17 protein-coding genes are annotated in these 15,914 nt (G+C 66.6%); 16 read left to right on the forward strand and 1 reads right to left on the reverse strand.

Features of this window, described 5'->3' with window-relative positions:
- Positions 1–92: 92 nt before the first annotated feature.
- The 11 genes from QFZ40_RS20550 to QFZ40_RS20600 all read left to right on the forward strand — a co-directional run bounded on the left by QFZ40_RS20550 (position 93) and on the right by QFZ40_RS20600 (position 10,656).
- Complete coding sequence (locus QFZ40_RS20550; protein ID WP_306906644.1) at positions 93–974, forward strand: shikimate dehydrogenase; 882 nt, start codon at positions 93–95, stop codon at positions 972–974.
- Positions 974–2,878, forward strand: a complete 1,905-nt coding sequence (locus QFZ40_RS20555; protein ID WP_306906645.1) for a bifunctional sugar phosphate isomerase/epimerase/4-hydroxyphenylpyruvate dioxygenase family protein — start codon at positions 974–976, stop codon at positions 2,876–2,878. Before QFZ40_RS20550 ends, QFZ40_RS20555 begins: the two co-directional genes overlap by 1 nt.
- 36 nt (positions 2,879–2,914) lie before the next feature.
- Positions 2,915–3,784: a protocatechuate 3,4-dioxygenase subunit beta gene (pcaH, locus tag QFZ40_RS20560; protein ID WP_306906646.1), complete on the forward strand. Its 870-nt coding sequence runs from the start codon at positions 2,915–2,917 to the stop codon at positions 3,782–3,784.
- A 1-nt stretch (position 3,785) separates the two neighbouring features.
- Positions 3,786–4,349 (forward strand): protocatechuate 3,4-dioxygenase subunit alpha, encoded by a 564-nt coding sequence (gene pcaG / locus QFZ40_RS20565; RefSeq protein WP_306906647.1) that lies wholly within the window; start codon positions 3,786–3,788, stop codon positions 4,347–4,349.
- Positions 4,349–5,824 (forward strand): lyase family protein, encoded by a 1,476-nt coding sequence (locus QFZ40_RS20570; protein ID WP_306906648.1) that lies wholly within the window; start codon positions 4,349–4,351, stop codon positions 5,822–5,824. Before pcaG ends, QFZ40_RS20570 begins: the two co-directional genes overlap by 1 nt.
- Complete coding sequence (locus QFZ40_RS20575) at positions 5,817–6,635, forward strand: alpha/beta fold hydrolase (protein ID WP_306906649.1); 819 nt, start codon at positions 5,817–5,819, stop codon at positions 6,633–6,635. The genes QFZ40_RS20570 and QFZ40_RS20575 overlap by 8 nt, the downstream gene beginning before the upstream one ends.
- A complete protein-coding gene (pcaC, locus tag QFZ40_RS20580) occupies positions 6,632–7,111 on the forward strand; it encodes a 4-carboxymuconolactone decarboxylase (RefSeq protein ID WP_306906650.1) in 480 nt (159 codons plus the stop codon). The genes QFZ40_RS20575 and pcaC overlap by 4 nt, the downstream gene beginning before the upstream one ends.
- 85 nt (positions 7,112–7,196) lie before the next feature.
- Positions 7,197–8,396 carry a thiolase family protein gene (locus QFZ40_RS20585; protein WP_306906651.1) on the forward strand — a complete coding sequence of 400 codons (1,200 nt, stop codon included), beginning with the start codon at positions 7,197–7,199 and terminating at the stop codon, positions 8,394–8,396.
- A gap of 4 nt (positions 8,397–8,400) precedes the next feature.
- A complete protein-coding gene (locus tag QFZ40_RS20590; protein WP_306906652.1) occupies positions 8,401–9,060 on the forward strand; it encodes a 3-oxoacid CoA-transferase subunit A in 660 nt (219 codons plus the stop codon).
- On the forward strand, positions 9,060–9,749 hold the full coding sequence (locus QFZ40_RS20595) for a 3-oxoacid CoA-transferase subunit B (protein ID WP_306906653.1): 690 nt from the start codon (positions 9,060–9,062) through the stop codon (positions 9,747–9,749). The genes QFZ40_RS20590 and QFZ40_RS20595 overlap by 1 nt, the downstream gene beginning before the upstream one ends.
- A 97-nt stretch (positions 9,750–9,846) precedes the next feature.
- A complete protein-coding gene (locus QFZ40_RS20600; protein ID WP_306906654.1) occupies positions 9,847–10,656 on the forward strand; it encodes an IclR family transcriptional regulator domain-containing protein in 810 nt (269 codons plus the stop codon).
- A 2-nt stretch (positions 10,657–10,658) separates the two neighbouring features.
- Here the strand turns inward: QFZ40_RS20600 and QFZ40_RS20605 are convergent, their stop codons facing one another.
- Complete coding sequence (locus tag QFZ40_RS20605; protein WP_306906655.1) at positions 10,659–11,111, reverse strand: hypothetical protein; 453 nt, start codon at positions 11,109–11,111, stop codon at positions 10,659–10,661.
- A gap of 442 nt (positions 11,112–11,553) precedes the next feature.
- Between QFZ40_RS20605 and QFZ40_RS20610 the strand changes: the two genes are divergently transcribed.
- From QFZ40_RS20610 to QFZ40_RS20630, 5 genes are all read left to right on the forward strand, one after another.
- The gene (locus QFZ40_RS20610; RefSeq protein WP_306906656.1) at positions 11,554–12,747 is read left to right on the forward strand and encodes a Re/Si-specific NAD(P)(+) transhydrogenase subunit alpha; all 1,194 of its coding nucleotides are present in this window, start codon (positions 11,554–11,556) and stop codon (positions 12,745–12,747) included.
- Positions 12,747–13,037, forward strand: a complete 291-nt coding sequence (locus tag QFZ40_RS20615; RefSeq protein WP_306906657.1) for an NAD(P) transhydrogenase subunit alpha — start codon at positions 12,747–12,749, stop codon at positions 13,035–13,037. Before QFZ40_RS20610 ends, QFZ40_RS20615 begins: the two co-directional genes overlap by 1 nt.
- Positions 13,034–14,407: an NAD(P)(+) transhydrogenase (Re/Si-specific) subunit beta gene (locus tag QFZ40_RS20620; RefSeq protein WP_306906658.1), complete on the forward strand. Its 1,374-nt coding sequence runs from the start codon at positions 13,034–13,036 to the stop codon at positions 14,405–14,407. The genes QFZ40_RS20615 and QFZ40_RS20620 overlap by 4 nt, the downstream gene beginning before the upstream one ends.
- Positions 14,408–14,464: 57 nt before the next feature.
- Positions 14,465–14,896, forward strand: a complete 432-nt coding sequence (locus QFZ40_RS20625; protein ID WP_306906659.1) for a DUF309 domain-containing protein — start codon at positions 14,465–14,467, stop codon at positions 14,894–14,896.
- Positions 14,897–14,970: 74 nt separating this feature from the next.
- Entirely contained in the window at positions 14,971–15,897 is a 927-nt protein-coding gene (locus QFZ40_RS20630) for a diacylglycerol/lipid kinase family protein (protein ID WP_306906660.1), read from the forward strand.
- Positions 15,898–15,914 lie beyond the last annotated feature (17 nt).

A 15,914-nucleotide genomic window follows, 5' to 3' on the forward strand; every position in this document is an offset into this window, starting at 1 on the left:
AAGTGTTGTAGTCTAATCCCTAACACCGTCCGGGCCGGTCACGCGTTGAGCGCCGCTACCCGCCCGGTGCCGCTATCGAAGGAGCTGCACGGATGAGTAATCGGACTCAGTCCTACCTTGTGGGACTGGTCGGTGACGGCGTGAAGCCGTCACTCACCCCCGACATGCACGAACGCGAAGCGGATCTGCAGGGCCTGCGCTACCTCTACCGGCCCATCGACCTCCTGGAGCTTGGCCTTCCCGGCGAGTCAGTGGGCGACCTGCTGCAAAGTGCCCGCATGCTTGGTTTCAATGGCCTCAACATCACCCACCCCTGCAAGCAGCTGGTCCTGCAGCACCTGGACGAGGTCTCACGGGACGCCCTCAGGCTTGGCGCCGTCAATACAGTGGTGATCCGGGACGGCAGGTTCATCGGCCACAACACAGACTTTTCGGGCTTCGCCGCCGCCCTCGCCTCGGGCCTTCCGGGGGTTCGGCTGGGCCGCGTGGTCCAGCTCGGCGCAGGCGGCGCCGGTTCCGCGGTCGCGTACGCCCTGCTCTCAGCAGGCGTGCAGTCGCTTGACTTGGTGGACGTGGACCCCGCCCGCTCTGCGGCCCGTGCCGCCGAACTGTCCGGCTTCTTCCCCGACAGCACCGTAACGGCCCGTACGACGGCAGAGCTGCCGCAGCTGATGCCCCTGGCCGACGGGCTGGCGCATTGCACCCCCGTTGGAATGGCCGCACACCCGGGTGTCCCACTGGACCTGGACCTCCTGGAACCCCGGCACTGGGTCGCCGACATTGTCTACCGCCCTATTGACACCGAGCTGGTCCGGGGTGCCCGGGCCAAGGGCTGTGACGTGCTTGACGGTGGCCGCATGGCCGTGGGGCAGGCAGCAGACGCGTTCCGGATCTTCACCGGCGTCAGGGCAGATGCGGAACGCATGCGCACTCATTTCCTGGAGCTTGTGGCTGCCGAAGGGGTGGCTGCCTGATGCGCACCGGAATAGCCACTGTGTGTCTCTCCGGCACCCTGAAGGAGAAGATGCAGGCCTGCGCCATAGCGGGTTTTGACGGCATCGAAATCTTTGAGCAGGACCTGGTCACCTCGCCGTTAGCTCCGGAGGATATCCGCAGGATGGCAGCAGATCTTGGCCTCACCCTTGATCTCTACCAGCCTTTCCGCGACTTCGACAGCGTGTCCGAGGACCTGTTCGCCGCAAACCTGCGCCGGGCCGAGGCCAAGTTCAAGCTCATGGCCCGGCTGGGCATGGACACCATCCTGGTCTGCTCCAATGTGGCCACGGCCAGCATCGACAGCGACAGCCTCCGGGTGGAACAGCTGGGGCGTCTGGCCGGCCTGGCCGGGGAGCACGGCGTCAGGGTTGCCTACGAAGCGCTCGCCTGGGGAAAGTACGTTTCAGACTACGAGCACGCCCACCGGCTGGTGGAGGCCGTGGACCACCCCAACCTGGGCACGTGCCTGGACTCGTTCCACATCCTGTCCCGCGACTGGGATACCGCGCCTATCGAGGCGATCAACCCCGGGAAAATCTTCTTCGTCCAGGTCGCGGATGCCCCCAAACTGTCAATGGACGTCCTCTCCTGGAGCCGCCATTACCGCGTGTTCCCCGGAGAGGGGCAGTTCGAGCTCGCCAAGTTCATGGGCCACGTGGTCCGTGCCGGTTACACCGGGCCGGTCTCCCTGGAAGTCTTCAACGACGTCTTCCGCCAGTCCGACGTGGAGCGCACTGCCGTTGATGCCATGCGTTCGCTCATCTGGCTGGAGGAACAAAGCGCCAAGTGGCTGGACGGGACCTCCACCGAAGGGACGGCCGGCAGCGCTGCTGGCTCCCGCCGTCGTTATCCCATGGAACTGGCCACGCTGCCCAAGGTGAGCGAGCCGGCAGGATTCAACTTCGCCGAGGTGAAGGCCGAGGACACCGTTCAGCTGGAGAAGCTCCTGGGCCAGCTCGGCTTCGAATTCAACGGACGCCACCGCACCAAGGACGTCCAGCTCTGGACCATGGGCCAGGCCCGCGTGATCATCAATGAGCAGGCGGCGTCGCATTCGGAACCGGCTATCGCCGCCTTGGGGTTCGACGTCGATTCGCCCCTGATTGCCTCCGCCCGGGCCCAGCAACTTAAAGCTCCGGTGGTGGTCCGGAAGGTGCAGGCCGATGAGGAAGTCTTCCAGGGCATCTCCGCGCCGGACTCCACCGAGATCTTCCTGTGCCAGGGCAGCCCGGACGGCACCGCCGCCTGGACTGCTGAATTCGGGCAGCCGGACGAGTCGGGCGGGGGCCTGCAACACAGTTCCCTGCGGGACGTTGCCACCCCTCATGCGGTCATTGACCACGTGAACCTCGCCCAGCCGTGGCAGCACTTCGACGAGGCCGTGCTCTTCTACACCAGCGCAATGGCCTTGGAGCCGCAGCCGTTCGCCGAGGTTCCGAGTCCCGGAGGACTGGTCCGCTCGCAGGTGATGCAGACCTCCGACGGCGCCGTACGGCTTGTGCTGAATCTCGCGCCCGTGCAGCAGGCCCGGAGCGAGGTCCGAAAAACCTACCAGGAACACATCGCCTTCGCCGTGGACGACCTCGTGGCAACGGCGCGGTCCGCACGGGACCGGGGCCTTGAGTTCCTGCAGATTCCGGCCAACTATTACGAGGACCTGGACGCCCGGTTCGACCTTGAACCAGGATTCCTGGCCACCCTCAAGGAACTCAACCTCCTGTATGACAGGGACGCAAACGGGGAATTCCTCCATTTCTATACCGCCACCGTGGGCAGCGTGTTCTTCGAAATGGTGGAACGCCGGGGCAACTACGACGGCTATGGGGCGCCGAACGCTCCGGTACGCCACGCCGTCCAATATGACTCAGTCCACCGCTTCTGAATCCCATCCGCAAGAACCACCCGAAAGGAGCCAGCCGTGCCGCAAGAAGGCAACCAGCTTGGGACCGACGAGCTTGTACCGCACGCAGAACCCCATGCCGGGCACCTGCCCCCGGACCGAGCCATCGAAACCCAGGCCGATCTCAGTGCAGAGATCAACGCCATGCGCGATGCCTATTCACGGGGGCTCAAGGACGGCGCCCCGGGAGAGACCCAGCCACGGCTGGACTACCCGCCCTACCGCAGCAGCATCCTCCGCCATCCCACCAAGAGCCTCCACCACGCGGACCCGGAAACCATCGAGCTGCACTCCCCGGCCTTCGGCCACCAGGATGTGCACGCGCTGGAATCTGACCTGACTATCCAGCACAACGGTGAGCCCCAGGGTGAGCGGATCATCGTTGCAGGCAGGGTCCTGGACGGCGACGGCCGCCCGGTGGCCGGCCAGCTTGTGGAGATCTGGCAGGCCAACGCCGCCGGCCGGTACATCCATAAGCGCGACCAGCACCCCGCCCCGCTGGACCCCAACTTCACGGGCGTGGGCCGCTGCATCACCGGCCCGGACGGTTCGTACAGGTTCACCACCATCAAGCCCGGCGCCTACCCGTGGAAGAACCACCTCAACGCCTGGCGCCCGGCCCATATCCATTTCTCGATGTTCGGTTCGGAGTTCACCCAGCGCATCGTCACCCAGATGTACTTCCCGGGAGACCAACTGTTCCCCCTTGATCCCATCTACCAGTCGATCATTGACCAGGACGCACGGGACCGCCTGGTGGCCACGTACGATCACGACCTGACGCAGCCCGAATGGGCGCTCGGCTACACCTGGGACATCATCCTGACAGGCTCCAAACGGACCTGGACCGAAAATGAGGCACTCGGCGCGGCCGGAGATGAGGAATAACGTGAACACGACTCCCAAGCTTGTCGCCACGCCCGGCCAGACCATCGGCCCGTTTTACGGCTACGCCCTGCCCTATGAGAAGGACAGCGAACTCCTTGCGCCGGGTTCCCCCGGATCGATCCGCCTCCAAGGCACCATTTACGACGGCGCCGGCGAACCCATTCCGGACGCCATCCTGGAAATCTGGCAGCCCGATGCGGAAGGCAACATCGTCTCGCGGACGGGATCCCTGGTCCGCGACGGCTACACCTTCACTGGTTGGGGCCGCAGCTCCTCGGGATACACCGGCGTGTACACGTTCACCACGGTGAACCCCGGACCCACCGAACCTGGAGCGGCCCCCTTCATCTCGGTGGTTCTCTTTGCCCGGGGCCTCACGAACCGCCTCTTCACCCGCGTGTACCTGCCGGAGAACGAGGAAGCCCTCGCCTGTGACCCGCTGCTGGGTTCCCTCGATCCGGAACGCCGCAAGACGCTCATCGCCCGCCGCGACCCCGACGGCGGACTCACCTGGGACATCCGCCTGCAGGGTGAACGCGAAACAGTCTTCCTGGACTTCCAGTGATGGACGCCGACAGCGGTACAGCGGGAACCTTCGGCCCTGCCGACGGCGACGTCGGCCTGCTCAGTCCTGTCTCGTCGTCGCCCCTGGTTGCGGTCCTGACCGGCGACCGTGCAGTGCTGGGAGCCATCCTCGCCGTCGAATCCGGCTGGGCGGCGGTGCTCGAAAAGGCGGGCCTGGCGCCGGCCGGTTCCGCCGCCGTCGTGGCTTCTGCGGCGGAGGCGGGCCGCTACGACGCTGCTGACATCTCGCTTCGGTCTCAGGGCGGCGGCAACCCGGTGATCCCGCTCCTGGCCGACCTGCGCAGGCATGTCCAAGCCCTGGACAGTGCCAATATCGGCGCCGCGCAGGCCGTGCATGCCTCGCTGACCAGCCAGGACGTCCTTGACACGGCCCTGATGCTGCTCGCCCGGAACACCGTCGAGGCCCTCCTCGCGGACCTGAAAAGCACGTCGACGGCGCTGGCCGCGTTGGCGGAAGACCATACGGAAACGCTGTGCGTTGGCAGGAGCCTGACACAGCATTCCCTGCCGTACACCTTCGGGCTCCGTGCAGGGCAGTGGTTCCACGGTCTGGCCGCGGCGGGCCGGCAGCTTGAGGGCCTGAAGCTGCCGGTCCAGTTCGGCGGTGCCGCGGGCACGCTGGCGGCCGGGACGGTGCTGACCTCCGGCACGGCGGCCGATCCCTTCACGCTGGCCGCCGCCCTGGCCAAGCAGCTGGGACTGGCCGCAGCGCCGGCACCGTGGCATACCAACAGGCTGACAGTCACGTCCCTGGGCCACGCCTTGGCGTCGGTGCTGGATGCGTCCGGAAAGATGGCCGCGGACATCCTGTTCCTGAGCCGGCCTGAGGTGGCCGAGCTCGCGGAACCCCGTGCCGCAGGGCGCGGAGTATCCTCGGCGATGCCGCAGAAGCAGAACCCTGTGCTCTCGGTCCTGATCCGGAGCGCCGCACTCCAAGGGCCCCACCTGGCCGCCCAGCTGCACCTGGCCGCCGCGAACTTCAACGACGAGCGCCCGGATGGCGCCTGGCACACGGAATGGCCGGCACTCCGCGAGCTCCTACGGCTGGCCCTGGGCGCCGCCGGCAACCTCCGGGAACTCGTCAAAGGCCTGCAGGTGTTCCCCGATGCCATGCGGCGCAACCTGGACCTCGCCGGTCCGCTGCTCCTGTCCGAAGGAGTCACCGCCGCGGTGGCGCCGCTGCTTGACGACCAGGATGGACGGACCGGCAAGCAGCAACTGCAGGACGTGGTGCACCGGACCCTCCAGGCGCCTGCCGCGGAACAAGCGGGCACCTACAGGCGTTTGCTCCGCGAGGCCATTCCCGTGGGGAAGCTCACCGATCTGCGGCTGGACGAGCTCCTGGATCCGGCCGGCTACCTGGGCCAGGCGGCGGAAATCTCCCGGCGCATCCTGGCCGCCTTCCCCGACTTTGCTTCTCCGGATACCGACGCGAACGGAGCCAACCGTGGCTAAACCCACCCTGAAGGCAGTACTGCTGTCGCCCCAGCGCCCGCTGGGTGACCACCCCCTGCTGGTGGCGGGATCGTCCCTGGGCACGTCATCCGTCCTGTGGAACGAGACTGCCTTCCTCCTCGGTAAAGACTTCGACGTCGTGGCCTGGGATCTGCCCGGACACGGTGTCTCACCGGCAGCGACAGAGACGTTCGACGTCGGCGCACTGGCAGATTCAGTGGTGGATCTGGTGGATTCGATCGCACCGGGAGAAAGCTTCCACTACGCCGGCGTTTCCCTGGGCGGAGCCGTCGGGCTGCAGCTTGCCATCAAGCATGGCGAACGCCTCAAGAGCCTTTCGATCCTGTGCAGCGGCGCCAAGCTGGGGACACCCGAAGGCTGGCTGGAACGCGCGGAGACTGTGCGCAGCCAGGGCACGCCCGTCATGATCCAGCAGTCCGCGGAACGATGGTTCCCGCCGGGCTTCATGGACCGCGAACCCGAGCGGAGCAGCAGGCTCCTCCACGCCCTCCGCGATGCCGACCGCTTCAGCTACGCCTTCTGCTGTGAAGCCCTGGCCGGGTACGACGTCCGGGCGGAACTTGCCGGGATCTCCGTCCCCACCCAGGCCGTCGCGGGTGCCCTGGACGGCGTTGCCCCGCCGTCGTTGGCGCAGGAAATCGCGGATGCCATCACCGCGGGCGGAGGCACCGCGAGTGCGGTCACGCTGGGAGGCGTGGCCCACCTGGCGCCGGCCGAAGCGCCCGCTCACGTTGCCGAACTCCTGCGGAACCTCCTCACGTGGAGCGAATCCCGGGGAGCTGCCACGTGAGCGGCTCTGAGCTTTCGGGCGGGCTACGGCACGGAGCAGTCCAGCCGGACGCTACCAGCCAGGAGATTTACGACGCCGGCATGGCCGTCCGGCGTGAGGTCCTCGGCGGCGCGCACGTGGACCGCGCCAACGCCGCCAAGGACGGGTTCACGGAAGACTTCCAGGACATGATCACCCGGATCGCATGGGGTGGCATCTGGACCCGTCCGGGCCTTTCGCGGCCAATGCGCTCCGCGGTGACCATCACGGCCATGGTGGCCCACGGGCACTGGGAAGAGCTGGCCATGCATCTTCGCGCAGCCATTACCAACGGCCTGAGCAGGGACGAGATCAAGGAAATCCTGCTCCAGACCGCCATCTACTGCGGTGTGCCGTCCGCCAACACCGCCTTCAAAACCGCCCAGCAGGTCTTCCATGAAATGGACGCCGCGACAGACACCTCCCAACCCAAAACCACCCCCACCCCACCCAACTAGGTCGCAGCAGGTGTCGTTTTGAGCCCTCATAACGACACCTGCTGCTACCTAGTTGGGCCAGGCGAGACAGAATCAAAGGAACATCATGAAACAGGCATTCATCTACGACGCTGTCCGGACACCGTTCGGCAAGTTCGGCTCAGGACTCGCCGCCGTCCGGCCGGATGACCTCGCCGCCCATGTCGTTAGGGAAACCGTCAAGCGCGCCCCGAAGCTCGACGTCGAGCGGATCGATGAGGTGGTCCTCGGCAACGCCAACGGCGCCGGGGAGGAGAACCGGAACGTGGCCAGGATGGCCACCCTGCTCGCCGGATTGCCAACCTCGATCCCCGGCACCACGGTGAACCGCCTGTGCGGCTCGTCGCTGGACGCGGCCATCATCGCCTCCAGGCAGATCAACGCCGGCGACGCCGAGCTCATGCTCGTCGGCGGCGCGGAGTCGATGTCCCGAGCGCCGTGGGTTCTGCCCAAGACCGAAAAGGCGTACCCGGCCGGGGACCTGAACCTGGCCTCCACCACGCTGGGGTGGCGGCTGGTGAACCAGGCCATGCCCAAGGAATGGACCATCTCCTTGGGCGAGGCTACCGAGCGGCTGCGCGAAAAATACGGTGTGACCCGTGAGCAGCAGGACGAGTTTGCCGCCAATTCCCACAACCTTGCCGCGGCTGCCTGGGACGAGGGCTTCTACGACAACCTGGTGGTCCCGGTGCCCGGGACAGACCTGGTCCGGGATGAAGGCATCCGCGCAGGCTCCTCCGCCGAGAAGCTCGCCGGGCTCAAAACCGTGTTCCGGGCCGAGAACGGCACCGTCACCGCCGGTAACTCCTCCCCGTTGTCCGACGGCGCCTCCGCGGCCTGGATCGGCAGCGAAGGTGCCGCCGGGCTGCTCGGGCTGGAGCCCTTGGCCCGCATCGCCGGCCGCGGCGCCCACGCCAACGATCCCCAGTATTTCGGCTACGCGCCGGTGGAAGCGGCAAACAAGGCCCTCGCGAAGGCGGGAATCGGCTGGGACCAGGTTGGCGCCGTCGAACTTAACGAAGCGTTCGCCGCGCAGTCCGTGGCGTGCATCAACGCGTGGGGGATCGATCCTTTGATCGTGAACCGGCACGGCGGCGCGATCGCTATGGGCCACCCGCTCGGCGCGTCAGGGACCCGCATCCTGGGCACACTGGCCCGCAGCCTCCAGGCCTCCGGTGAGCGCTGGGGTGTGGCGGCGATCTGCATCGGCGTGGGCCAGGGCCTGGCAGTGGTGCTGGAGAACGTGACTGCGAACGGAAAGGGATAGGGCGATGCTCAACTTTGTGGATTCCGTCGGTGAGGCCGTCGCCGGTATAGGGGATGGCGCCACGGTGATGATCGGCGGGTTCGGAAACGCCGGACAGCCGTTCGAACTCATCGACGCGCTTCTGGACTGCGGTGCCACCGGCCTTACCGTCGTGAACAACAACGCTGGCCAGGGGGACCAGGGTCTGGCGCTGCTGATCAAGGAAGGCCGCGTGAAGAAGATGATCTGCTCTTTCCCCCGGCAGTCCGATTCCTGGCACTTTGACGCCAAATTCCGCGCCGGCGAGATCGAGCTGGAACTGGTGCCGCAGGGCAACCTGGCTGAGCGGATCCGTGCCGCGGGCGCCGGCATCGGCGGCTTTTTCACGCCCACCGGCTATGGCACCGTTCTGGCCGAGGGCAAGGAGACCCGGATCCTGGACGGCCGCGGCCAGGTATTCGAGACCCCGATCCATGCCGATGTCGCCCTGATCAAGGCACTCAAGGCCGACGGAAAGGGGAACCTGGTGTACCGCAAGACCGCCCGGAACTTCGGTCCCATCATGGCCGCGGCGGCCAAGCACACGGTAGTACAGGTATCCGAGATCGTCCCGACGGGCGGACTGGACCCGGAGAACATCGTGACCCCGGGAATCTATGTCAACAGCATTGTGAAGGTGGCGTGATGAGCCCGCAGACAACCGGCCAGGACCTCCAGACAAGTGACAAGCCGCTGGGCCGCGACGACCTTGCCCGCCTGGTGGCGAAGGACATCGCTCCCGGCTCCTTTGTGAACCTGGGGATCGGCCAGCCGACGCTCGTGTCTAATTACCTGCTGCCGGAGCAGGACATCACCCTCCACACGGAAAATGGCATGCTGGGCATGGGGCCTGAGGCTGTCGGGGATGAGATCGACGGCGACCTCATCAACGCGGGCAAGATCCCTGTCACCGAGCTCCCCGGGGCGTCCTATTTCCATCACGCGGATTCCTTTGCGATCATGCGCGGGGGCCACCTGGACATCTGCGTGCTGGGCGCGTTCCAGGTCTCCGCGACAGGTGACCTCGCGAACTGGCATACCGGCGCCCCGGACGCCATTCCCGCCGTCGGTGGTGCGATGGACCTGGCCACCGGAGCCAAGGACGTCTTCGTCATGATGACCTTACTCACCCGCGAGGGCGCGTCCAAGATCGTGGAAACATGCACGTACCCGCTGACCGGGATCGGCTGCGTCACCAGGGTGTACACCGACAAGGCGGTGTTCCTTACAGGTCCCGACGGCGTCAGTGTCCGTGAGACGTTCGGCTGCACGTTCGAGGAACTCCAGGAACTGGTGCCGGTCCCGCTCAAAGCAGCCCCCGCCGTCGAGCGCTAACACCCCCACCCCTGCGCGAACAGGCAGCAGATCCCCTCAAATCCGGCTATTGAGGGCATTACCTGCCGGTTCGCGGACCGCCCTAGGATTGGTAACCATGACCGACGCACCAGCCGCCATACAGGCCGCTCCGCAGGCGAGCGACCAGTACGTGCAGTCGCTGGCACGCGGGCTGGCCGTGATCCGCGCCTTCGACGGGGACCATCCGGTCATGACGCTGACCGAGGTGGCGGCCCGCACAGACCTCACTAGGGCCACCGCCCGGCGTTTCCTGCACACGCTCGTTGAGCTGGGCTATGTCAGGACCGACGGCAAGACGTTCGCCCTCACGGCCAAGGTCCTCCAGCTCGGCTACGCCTATCTTTCCGGGCTGTCACTGCCGCAACTGGCCCAACCGCATCTGGAGGAACTGTCCCTGAAGCTGGGTGAGTCCACGTCCGCGGCGGTGCTGGACGGGACAGACATCGCCTACATCGCCCGGGTGACGATACGCCGGATCATGAACGTGGGCATCACCGTGGGGACGCGTTTCCCGGCGTACGCGACGTCTATGGGCAGGGTCCTGCTCGCTGCCCTGCCGCCTGAGGAGCTGAAGGCCTACCTGGCCGCGGCGGAGATCAGGCCGCTGACACCCCGCGCGCTCGGCACGGCGAAGCAGCTCCTGGCTGAGCTGGACACGGTAAGGGCACAGGGCTGGTGCCTGCTGGACGAGGAGCTGGAACTGGGGCTCATGTCCGTCGCGGCCCCGGTCTATGACGGTCCCAAAGTAGTGGCCGCGGTCAACGTGTCCCTGCAGGCCCAGTCCGTCGCTGCAAAGGCGGACCGGGAGGCCTACCTGGCATCGGTGGCGCAGGAGATCGTGGCCACAGCCAAGCTGATTTCGGTGGACCTGAGCGCGAGGCGGTAGCGCTAACCCTGCCGCGTCTGTGCGAAGAGCCGGCGGAGGGTAAAGAAGCAGCCCAGGGCACTGAAAAGCAGAGCGAGCAGGAAGTCGCCTATGTAACTGTCCACCAGTTCCGGGTTGGTGAACAGATTGAAGGTCAGCAGATCCCAGGTCTGTGGATCCGCCAGCATGGTCAGGGGCGAACCGCCGCTCAGGAACCTTGCCGCATCAACCAGCATGCCTCCCCAGAACGAGAGAAGCACCGTCACAACGGTTACGCCCAGCACCACCCATACGCCGCGGCGGCTGATGGTTCCGCCGCTGCCCAGGACGTAGAGACGCGCCGCTCCGGCGGCAGCCATGAAGGAAACGATGGACGCCATCCAGCCAAGATCCCACAGGATCATCCAGGCGATCACAGCAACGGGGATGATAACCAGGGAAAACACCGCACCGCGGATAACATCTTCGCGTCCCACTGCCCATAGCGAAGGAGCCGCCTGGTTTTCGGCCGGGGGCGCCCAGTCGCCGGTTGCAGGTTGGTCGTATGGCCAGGCTGAAGATGTATTTCCGGCTTCTCCGGCTGGACCGGATGCTTCGAAATCGGCGCGCTCTGACAAGGGTCCCCCAATATTTCGATGTGGATGCGGCAAATCCCGCTAATTCTGACACGGTGGAGCCGGATTTGGGCAGCAAAAATGGGGTCCCATTTAGCGCGACCGGTTTTAGGAGCCCGGAAGCCGGAAGGAACTGACAGGAGAATCGTTATCCGCGGCACCTCGCCGCCCTACTCCCGCCGCAGCCGGACGGGCCATAGACTCTAGCCAACTACGTGCAGCAGAGTTGCTCCGCGCCAGCCCGCCCTCACCGGCGGGACCGGCCAAGCCGCCCTGCCGCACTCGTGAGTGAGGGGAGTTGGCGGTGAAACTCGGCATTCCGAGGGAACAGCACGAGGGGGAGCGGCGCGTCGCCGCCACGCCGGAAACCGTGAAACAACTGGCGGGGCTAGGGCTTGAGGTCCTGATTGAATCCACAGCAGGGGACGCCGCCGGCTACAGCGACCACGACTATGTCCAGGCCGGCGCGCAGATGGTCCCGTACTTGAACACCGGCGAGCTGGACGTCCTCGCCCACGTCCGCCCGCTTGAAACGGCAACAGCCAAGGCCCTGAAAAGGGGTGCCATCACCGTCGGCCTGGCCTCGCCGTCGTCCGAACTCGCAACGGTCCAGGCGCTGGCCGACGCCGGCGTCACCTCCTTCGCCCTGGAACTGGTGCCCCGCATTTCCCGGGCTCAGTCCATGGACGCCCTCAGCTCCCAGGCCCTGGTGGCCGGCTACCGTTCCGTGCTTGAGGCCGCCATCCGGCTGCCCCGGTTCTTCCCGCTATATATGACAGCTGCCGGAACTGTGCCGCCGGCCCGCGTGCTGGTGCTCGGCGCCGGGGTGGCCGGGCTGCAGGCCATCGGGACGGCGAAGCGGCTCGGCGCCCGCGTCTCCGCCAACGACATCCGCCCCGCCTCGGCGGACGAGGTCGCCTCCATGGGCGGCACGTTCATCAGGCTTGACCTTGAAACCGCGGAGGCGTCCGGCGGCTATGCCCGCGAGCTGAGTGCCGACCGCGGTGCCCTCCAGCGTGAGCTCCTCGCCCCGCACGTCGCCCAATCAGACGTCTTGATCACGACGGCGGCGGTCCCCGGCAGGCGGGCACCGCTCCTGGTCAGCCGCCAGATGGTGCAGGGCATGCGCCCGGGTTCTGTCGTCGTCGACCTCGCCGCTGAGTCAGGCGGCAATGTCGAAGGCTGCGTCCCCGGGGAGGACATCCTGGTCCCCACCTCGGACGGCCAGGGCCACGTCACGGTAGTGGGGCTGAAGGACGCACCCTCCGCGATGGCCTCGGACGCGTCCCGCCTGTACGCCAAGAACGTCGCCAACCTGCTGGCCCTGATGACGCGGGACGGCAGCGTCATCCCGGATTTCGACGACGACGTGGTGGCCGGAGCCTGCCTGACGCACGACGGCGGGGTGCGGCATCTGCCCACGGCGGAAGCGCTCGCGGCCCTGAATCCGGCACCTCCCACCCTGGCTCCCGGAGCAACAACCGAGGGGGCACTGTAATGGACGGCATTAGCCTGCTGACGATCACCGTGCTGGCCGTCTTCGTGGGCTTCGAGGTGGTCTCCAAGGTCTCCAGCACCCTCCACACCCCGCTCATGTCCGGGGCCAACGCCATCCATGGAATCATCCTGGTGGGCGCCATCATCGTCGCCGGGCAGGCCGCCGACCCCTGGGTCCTGGCCGTGGCGCTGCTCGCAGTGGTCCTCGCCACCGCTAACCTGGTGGGCGGCTTTGTGGTGACGGACCGGATGCTGCATATGTTCCGCGGCCGCAAAGGGGTGGGCAAGTGATCCTGCTCGATCCGGTCTGGACCGCGCTGCTCTACCTCGCCGCCGCCGTGTTCTTCATCCTGGCCCTTCGCGGGCTGAGCTCGCCGCGGACGGCGCGGCGCGGGAACCTGGTCGGCGCCTTCGGGGCGCTGCTCGCCGTCGTGACCGTCTTCCTGTCCGCCAGGCTGGAGAACATACCGTGGATCATCGGCGCCATCGCGGTGGGCACGGCGGTGGCGGCTCCCGTTGCCCGGCGCGTGAAGATGACGCAGATGCCCCAGCTGGTGGCGCTTTTCAACGGCGTGGGCGGCGGGGCGGCGGCACTGGTGGCCCTACTGGAACTCAGCCACAATGGGGACCCGTGGACCAGGCTCGCCATCGTCTTTACCCTGCTGGTGGGGGCCGTGTCCTTTGCCGGTTCCGGCGTCACGTTCGCCAAACTGCAGGAGCTCATGACTACCCGGCCGGTGGTTTTCCCCGGGCTGCCCGTCGTGATGGCGGCGGTGCTGCTCGCGGCGGTGGGCACCGCCGTCGCCGTCGTCCTGACTGGTTCCCTTGCGCTCGCCGTCCTCCTCATGGTGCTGGGCCTGGCCGCCGGGGCGCTGCTGGTGCTGCCGGTGGGCGGCGCTGACGTGCCCATCGTCATCTCGCTCCTGAACGCGTTCACCGGCCTTGCCGTTGCTGCCTCCGGCGTGGTGCTGGGCAACGTGCTCCTGGTGGTGGCGGGCACGCTGGTGGGCGCTTCCGGTACCATCCTGACCCGCGCCATGGCGGCAGCCATGGGACGCAGTGTGGCGGGGATCCTTTTCGGTGCCTTCCGGGGAGGCTCGACGGCGGGATCCACCGCAGTGAGCGAGCGTCCGGTGAGGTCCTCCAGCCCGGAGGACGTTGCGGTGCTGCTGGGCTATGCGCAGCGGGTGATCATAGTCCCGGGGTACGGCCTGGCCGTGGCGCAGGGCCAGCACACAGCGGCCGAGCTCGCCCTGGCCCTTGAAGCCCGGGGCATCGACGTGGATTTCGCCATCCACCCGGTGGCAGGGCGGATGCCCGGACACATGAATGTGCTCCTGGCCGAGGCAAACGTTCCGTATGAGTCCCTGAAGGAGATGAGCGAGATCAACTCCGAGTTCAGGACGGCGGATGTTGCGCTGGTGGTCGGCGCGAACGATGTGGTGAACCCGGCGGCCAAGACGTCCTCCGGCTCGCCGATCTACGGGATGCCCATCCTGGAAGTGGCTGACGCCCGGCAGGTGGTTTTCCTCAAGCGCTCCATGCGTCCGGGCTTCGCCGGGATCGAGAATGAGTTGCTGTATGAGCCGCAGACCTCGCTGCTCTTCGGCGACGCCAAGGATTCGCTGGCCAAAGTGCTGGGTGCAGTTAAGGCGCTGTAGCCTGCTCACAGGCAAGAAGGTTGGTATGGTCCAGGGATGCTCAGGACGGAGACTGCTATGACTGGTGACAGGGACCGGGATGCTTCAAGCCGTCCACGGCAGGCCCGGCCACGTGATGCCCTTGGGCGGCCGCTGCCGTACGGAAGTGCCGGCGTCGAGCCGGTCTCGGAGGAGCCGCTGCCGCCGGCGGAGACGCTGGTCTCGGCGCGGAACCTGGTGGAAGCGGGACGGCCCTTCGCCGCCCATGAGGTACTCGAGGCCCGCTGGAAAGCCGGGCCGGATGAGGAACGCAACCTGTGGCAAGGTCTCGCCCAGATCTGCGTCGGGCTGACCCACGCTGCGCGGGGAAACAGCGTCGGCGCGGTCCGGCTCATCGAGCGTGGGGCAGCCCGACTCAAGGAGTACGCCTCAGGCGAAGGGCCGACCTACGGGCTCGACCTGCCGGCCGTGGTGAGTTGTGCGCGTGATCGGATGCGCACCGGCGGCTGAGCAGGGGACCAGGTAACCGGCTGGCTCGAAAATGGCAAGTATGCTTCCTTAACAGCACACCACCGGAGGACACCATGCCAGCCACCAGTTCCAGTTCCCTTAAACGCGCGGCCGTCATCATCAATCCTGCCAAGCCAGTGGACATCGACGTGCGCGGCCTGATGGCCAAACACTGCGCCAACCACGGCTGGGGCGAGCCTATCTGGCTGGAAACCACCAAAGAGGACCCCGGCGTAGGACAGGCGAAGGAAGCACTCAAGCAAGCGGCCGACGTCGTTATTGCCGCCGGCGGCGACGGCACCGTGCGGTGCGTGGCTGAGGTCCTCTCCGGTACGCCAACCCCGCTGGGCCTGGTCCCGCTGGGCACCGGGAACCTGCTGGCCCGGAACCTGGGCATGGACGTCACGGATGTTGAGGGCGCCATAGAAGGTGCCCTGGCCGGGTGGGAACGCAAGATCGATGTGGTGCGCGCCGTCCGCAGCGATCCCGACAAGGAACAGTTCTTCCTGGTGATGGCCGGCGTGGGCTACGACGCCACCATCATGGCCGACACGAACGAGGATCTCAAAGACAAGGTGGGCTGGCTGGCCTACGTGGATGCCGGGATTCGGAACCTCCCCGGCAAGCCGGTGAAGGCGAACATCGTCATCGACGGCAAGGCCGTGGTGCACCGCCGGGTCCGCAGCGTGATGGTGGGGAACTGCGGCAAGGTCCAGGGCGGCCTGGAGATCTTCCCCGATGCCTCTGTGAACGACGGCCTACTGGACGTTGTGGTCCTGGCGCCCAGTGGCAAGCTCGGCTGGTTCTCGGTGGTTGCCGGCATGATCGGCAAGGGACGAGGCAAGGACACGTCCGTTGAATACTTCCAGGGCAAAACCGTGGAAATTACGTTGGAGCACAAAGAGGACTACCAGCTCGACGGCGACCATGAGGGCGAAGGCAAGCACGTGCTGATGACCATTGAGCCGGACGCGCTGACCATCCGGATGGCGGCCAACTAGGAGCCGCGCGGTCCAGC

This window comes from Arthrobacter pascens, from assembly GCF_030816475.1.
Lineage (GTDB): Bacteria > Actinomycetota > Actinomycetes > Actinomycetales > Micrococcaceae > Arthrobacter > Arthrobacter pascens_B.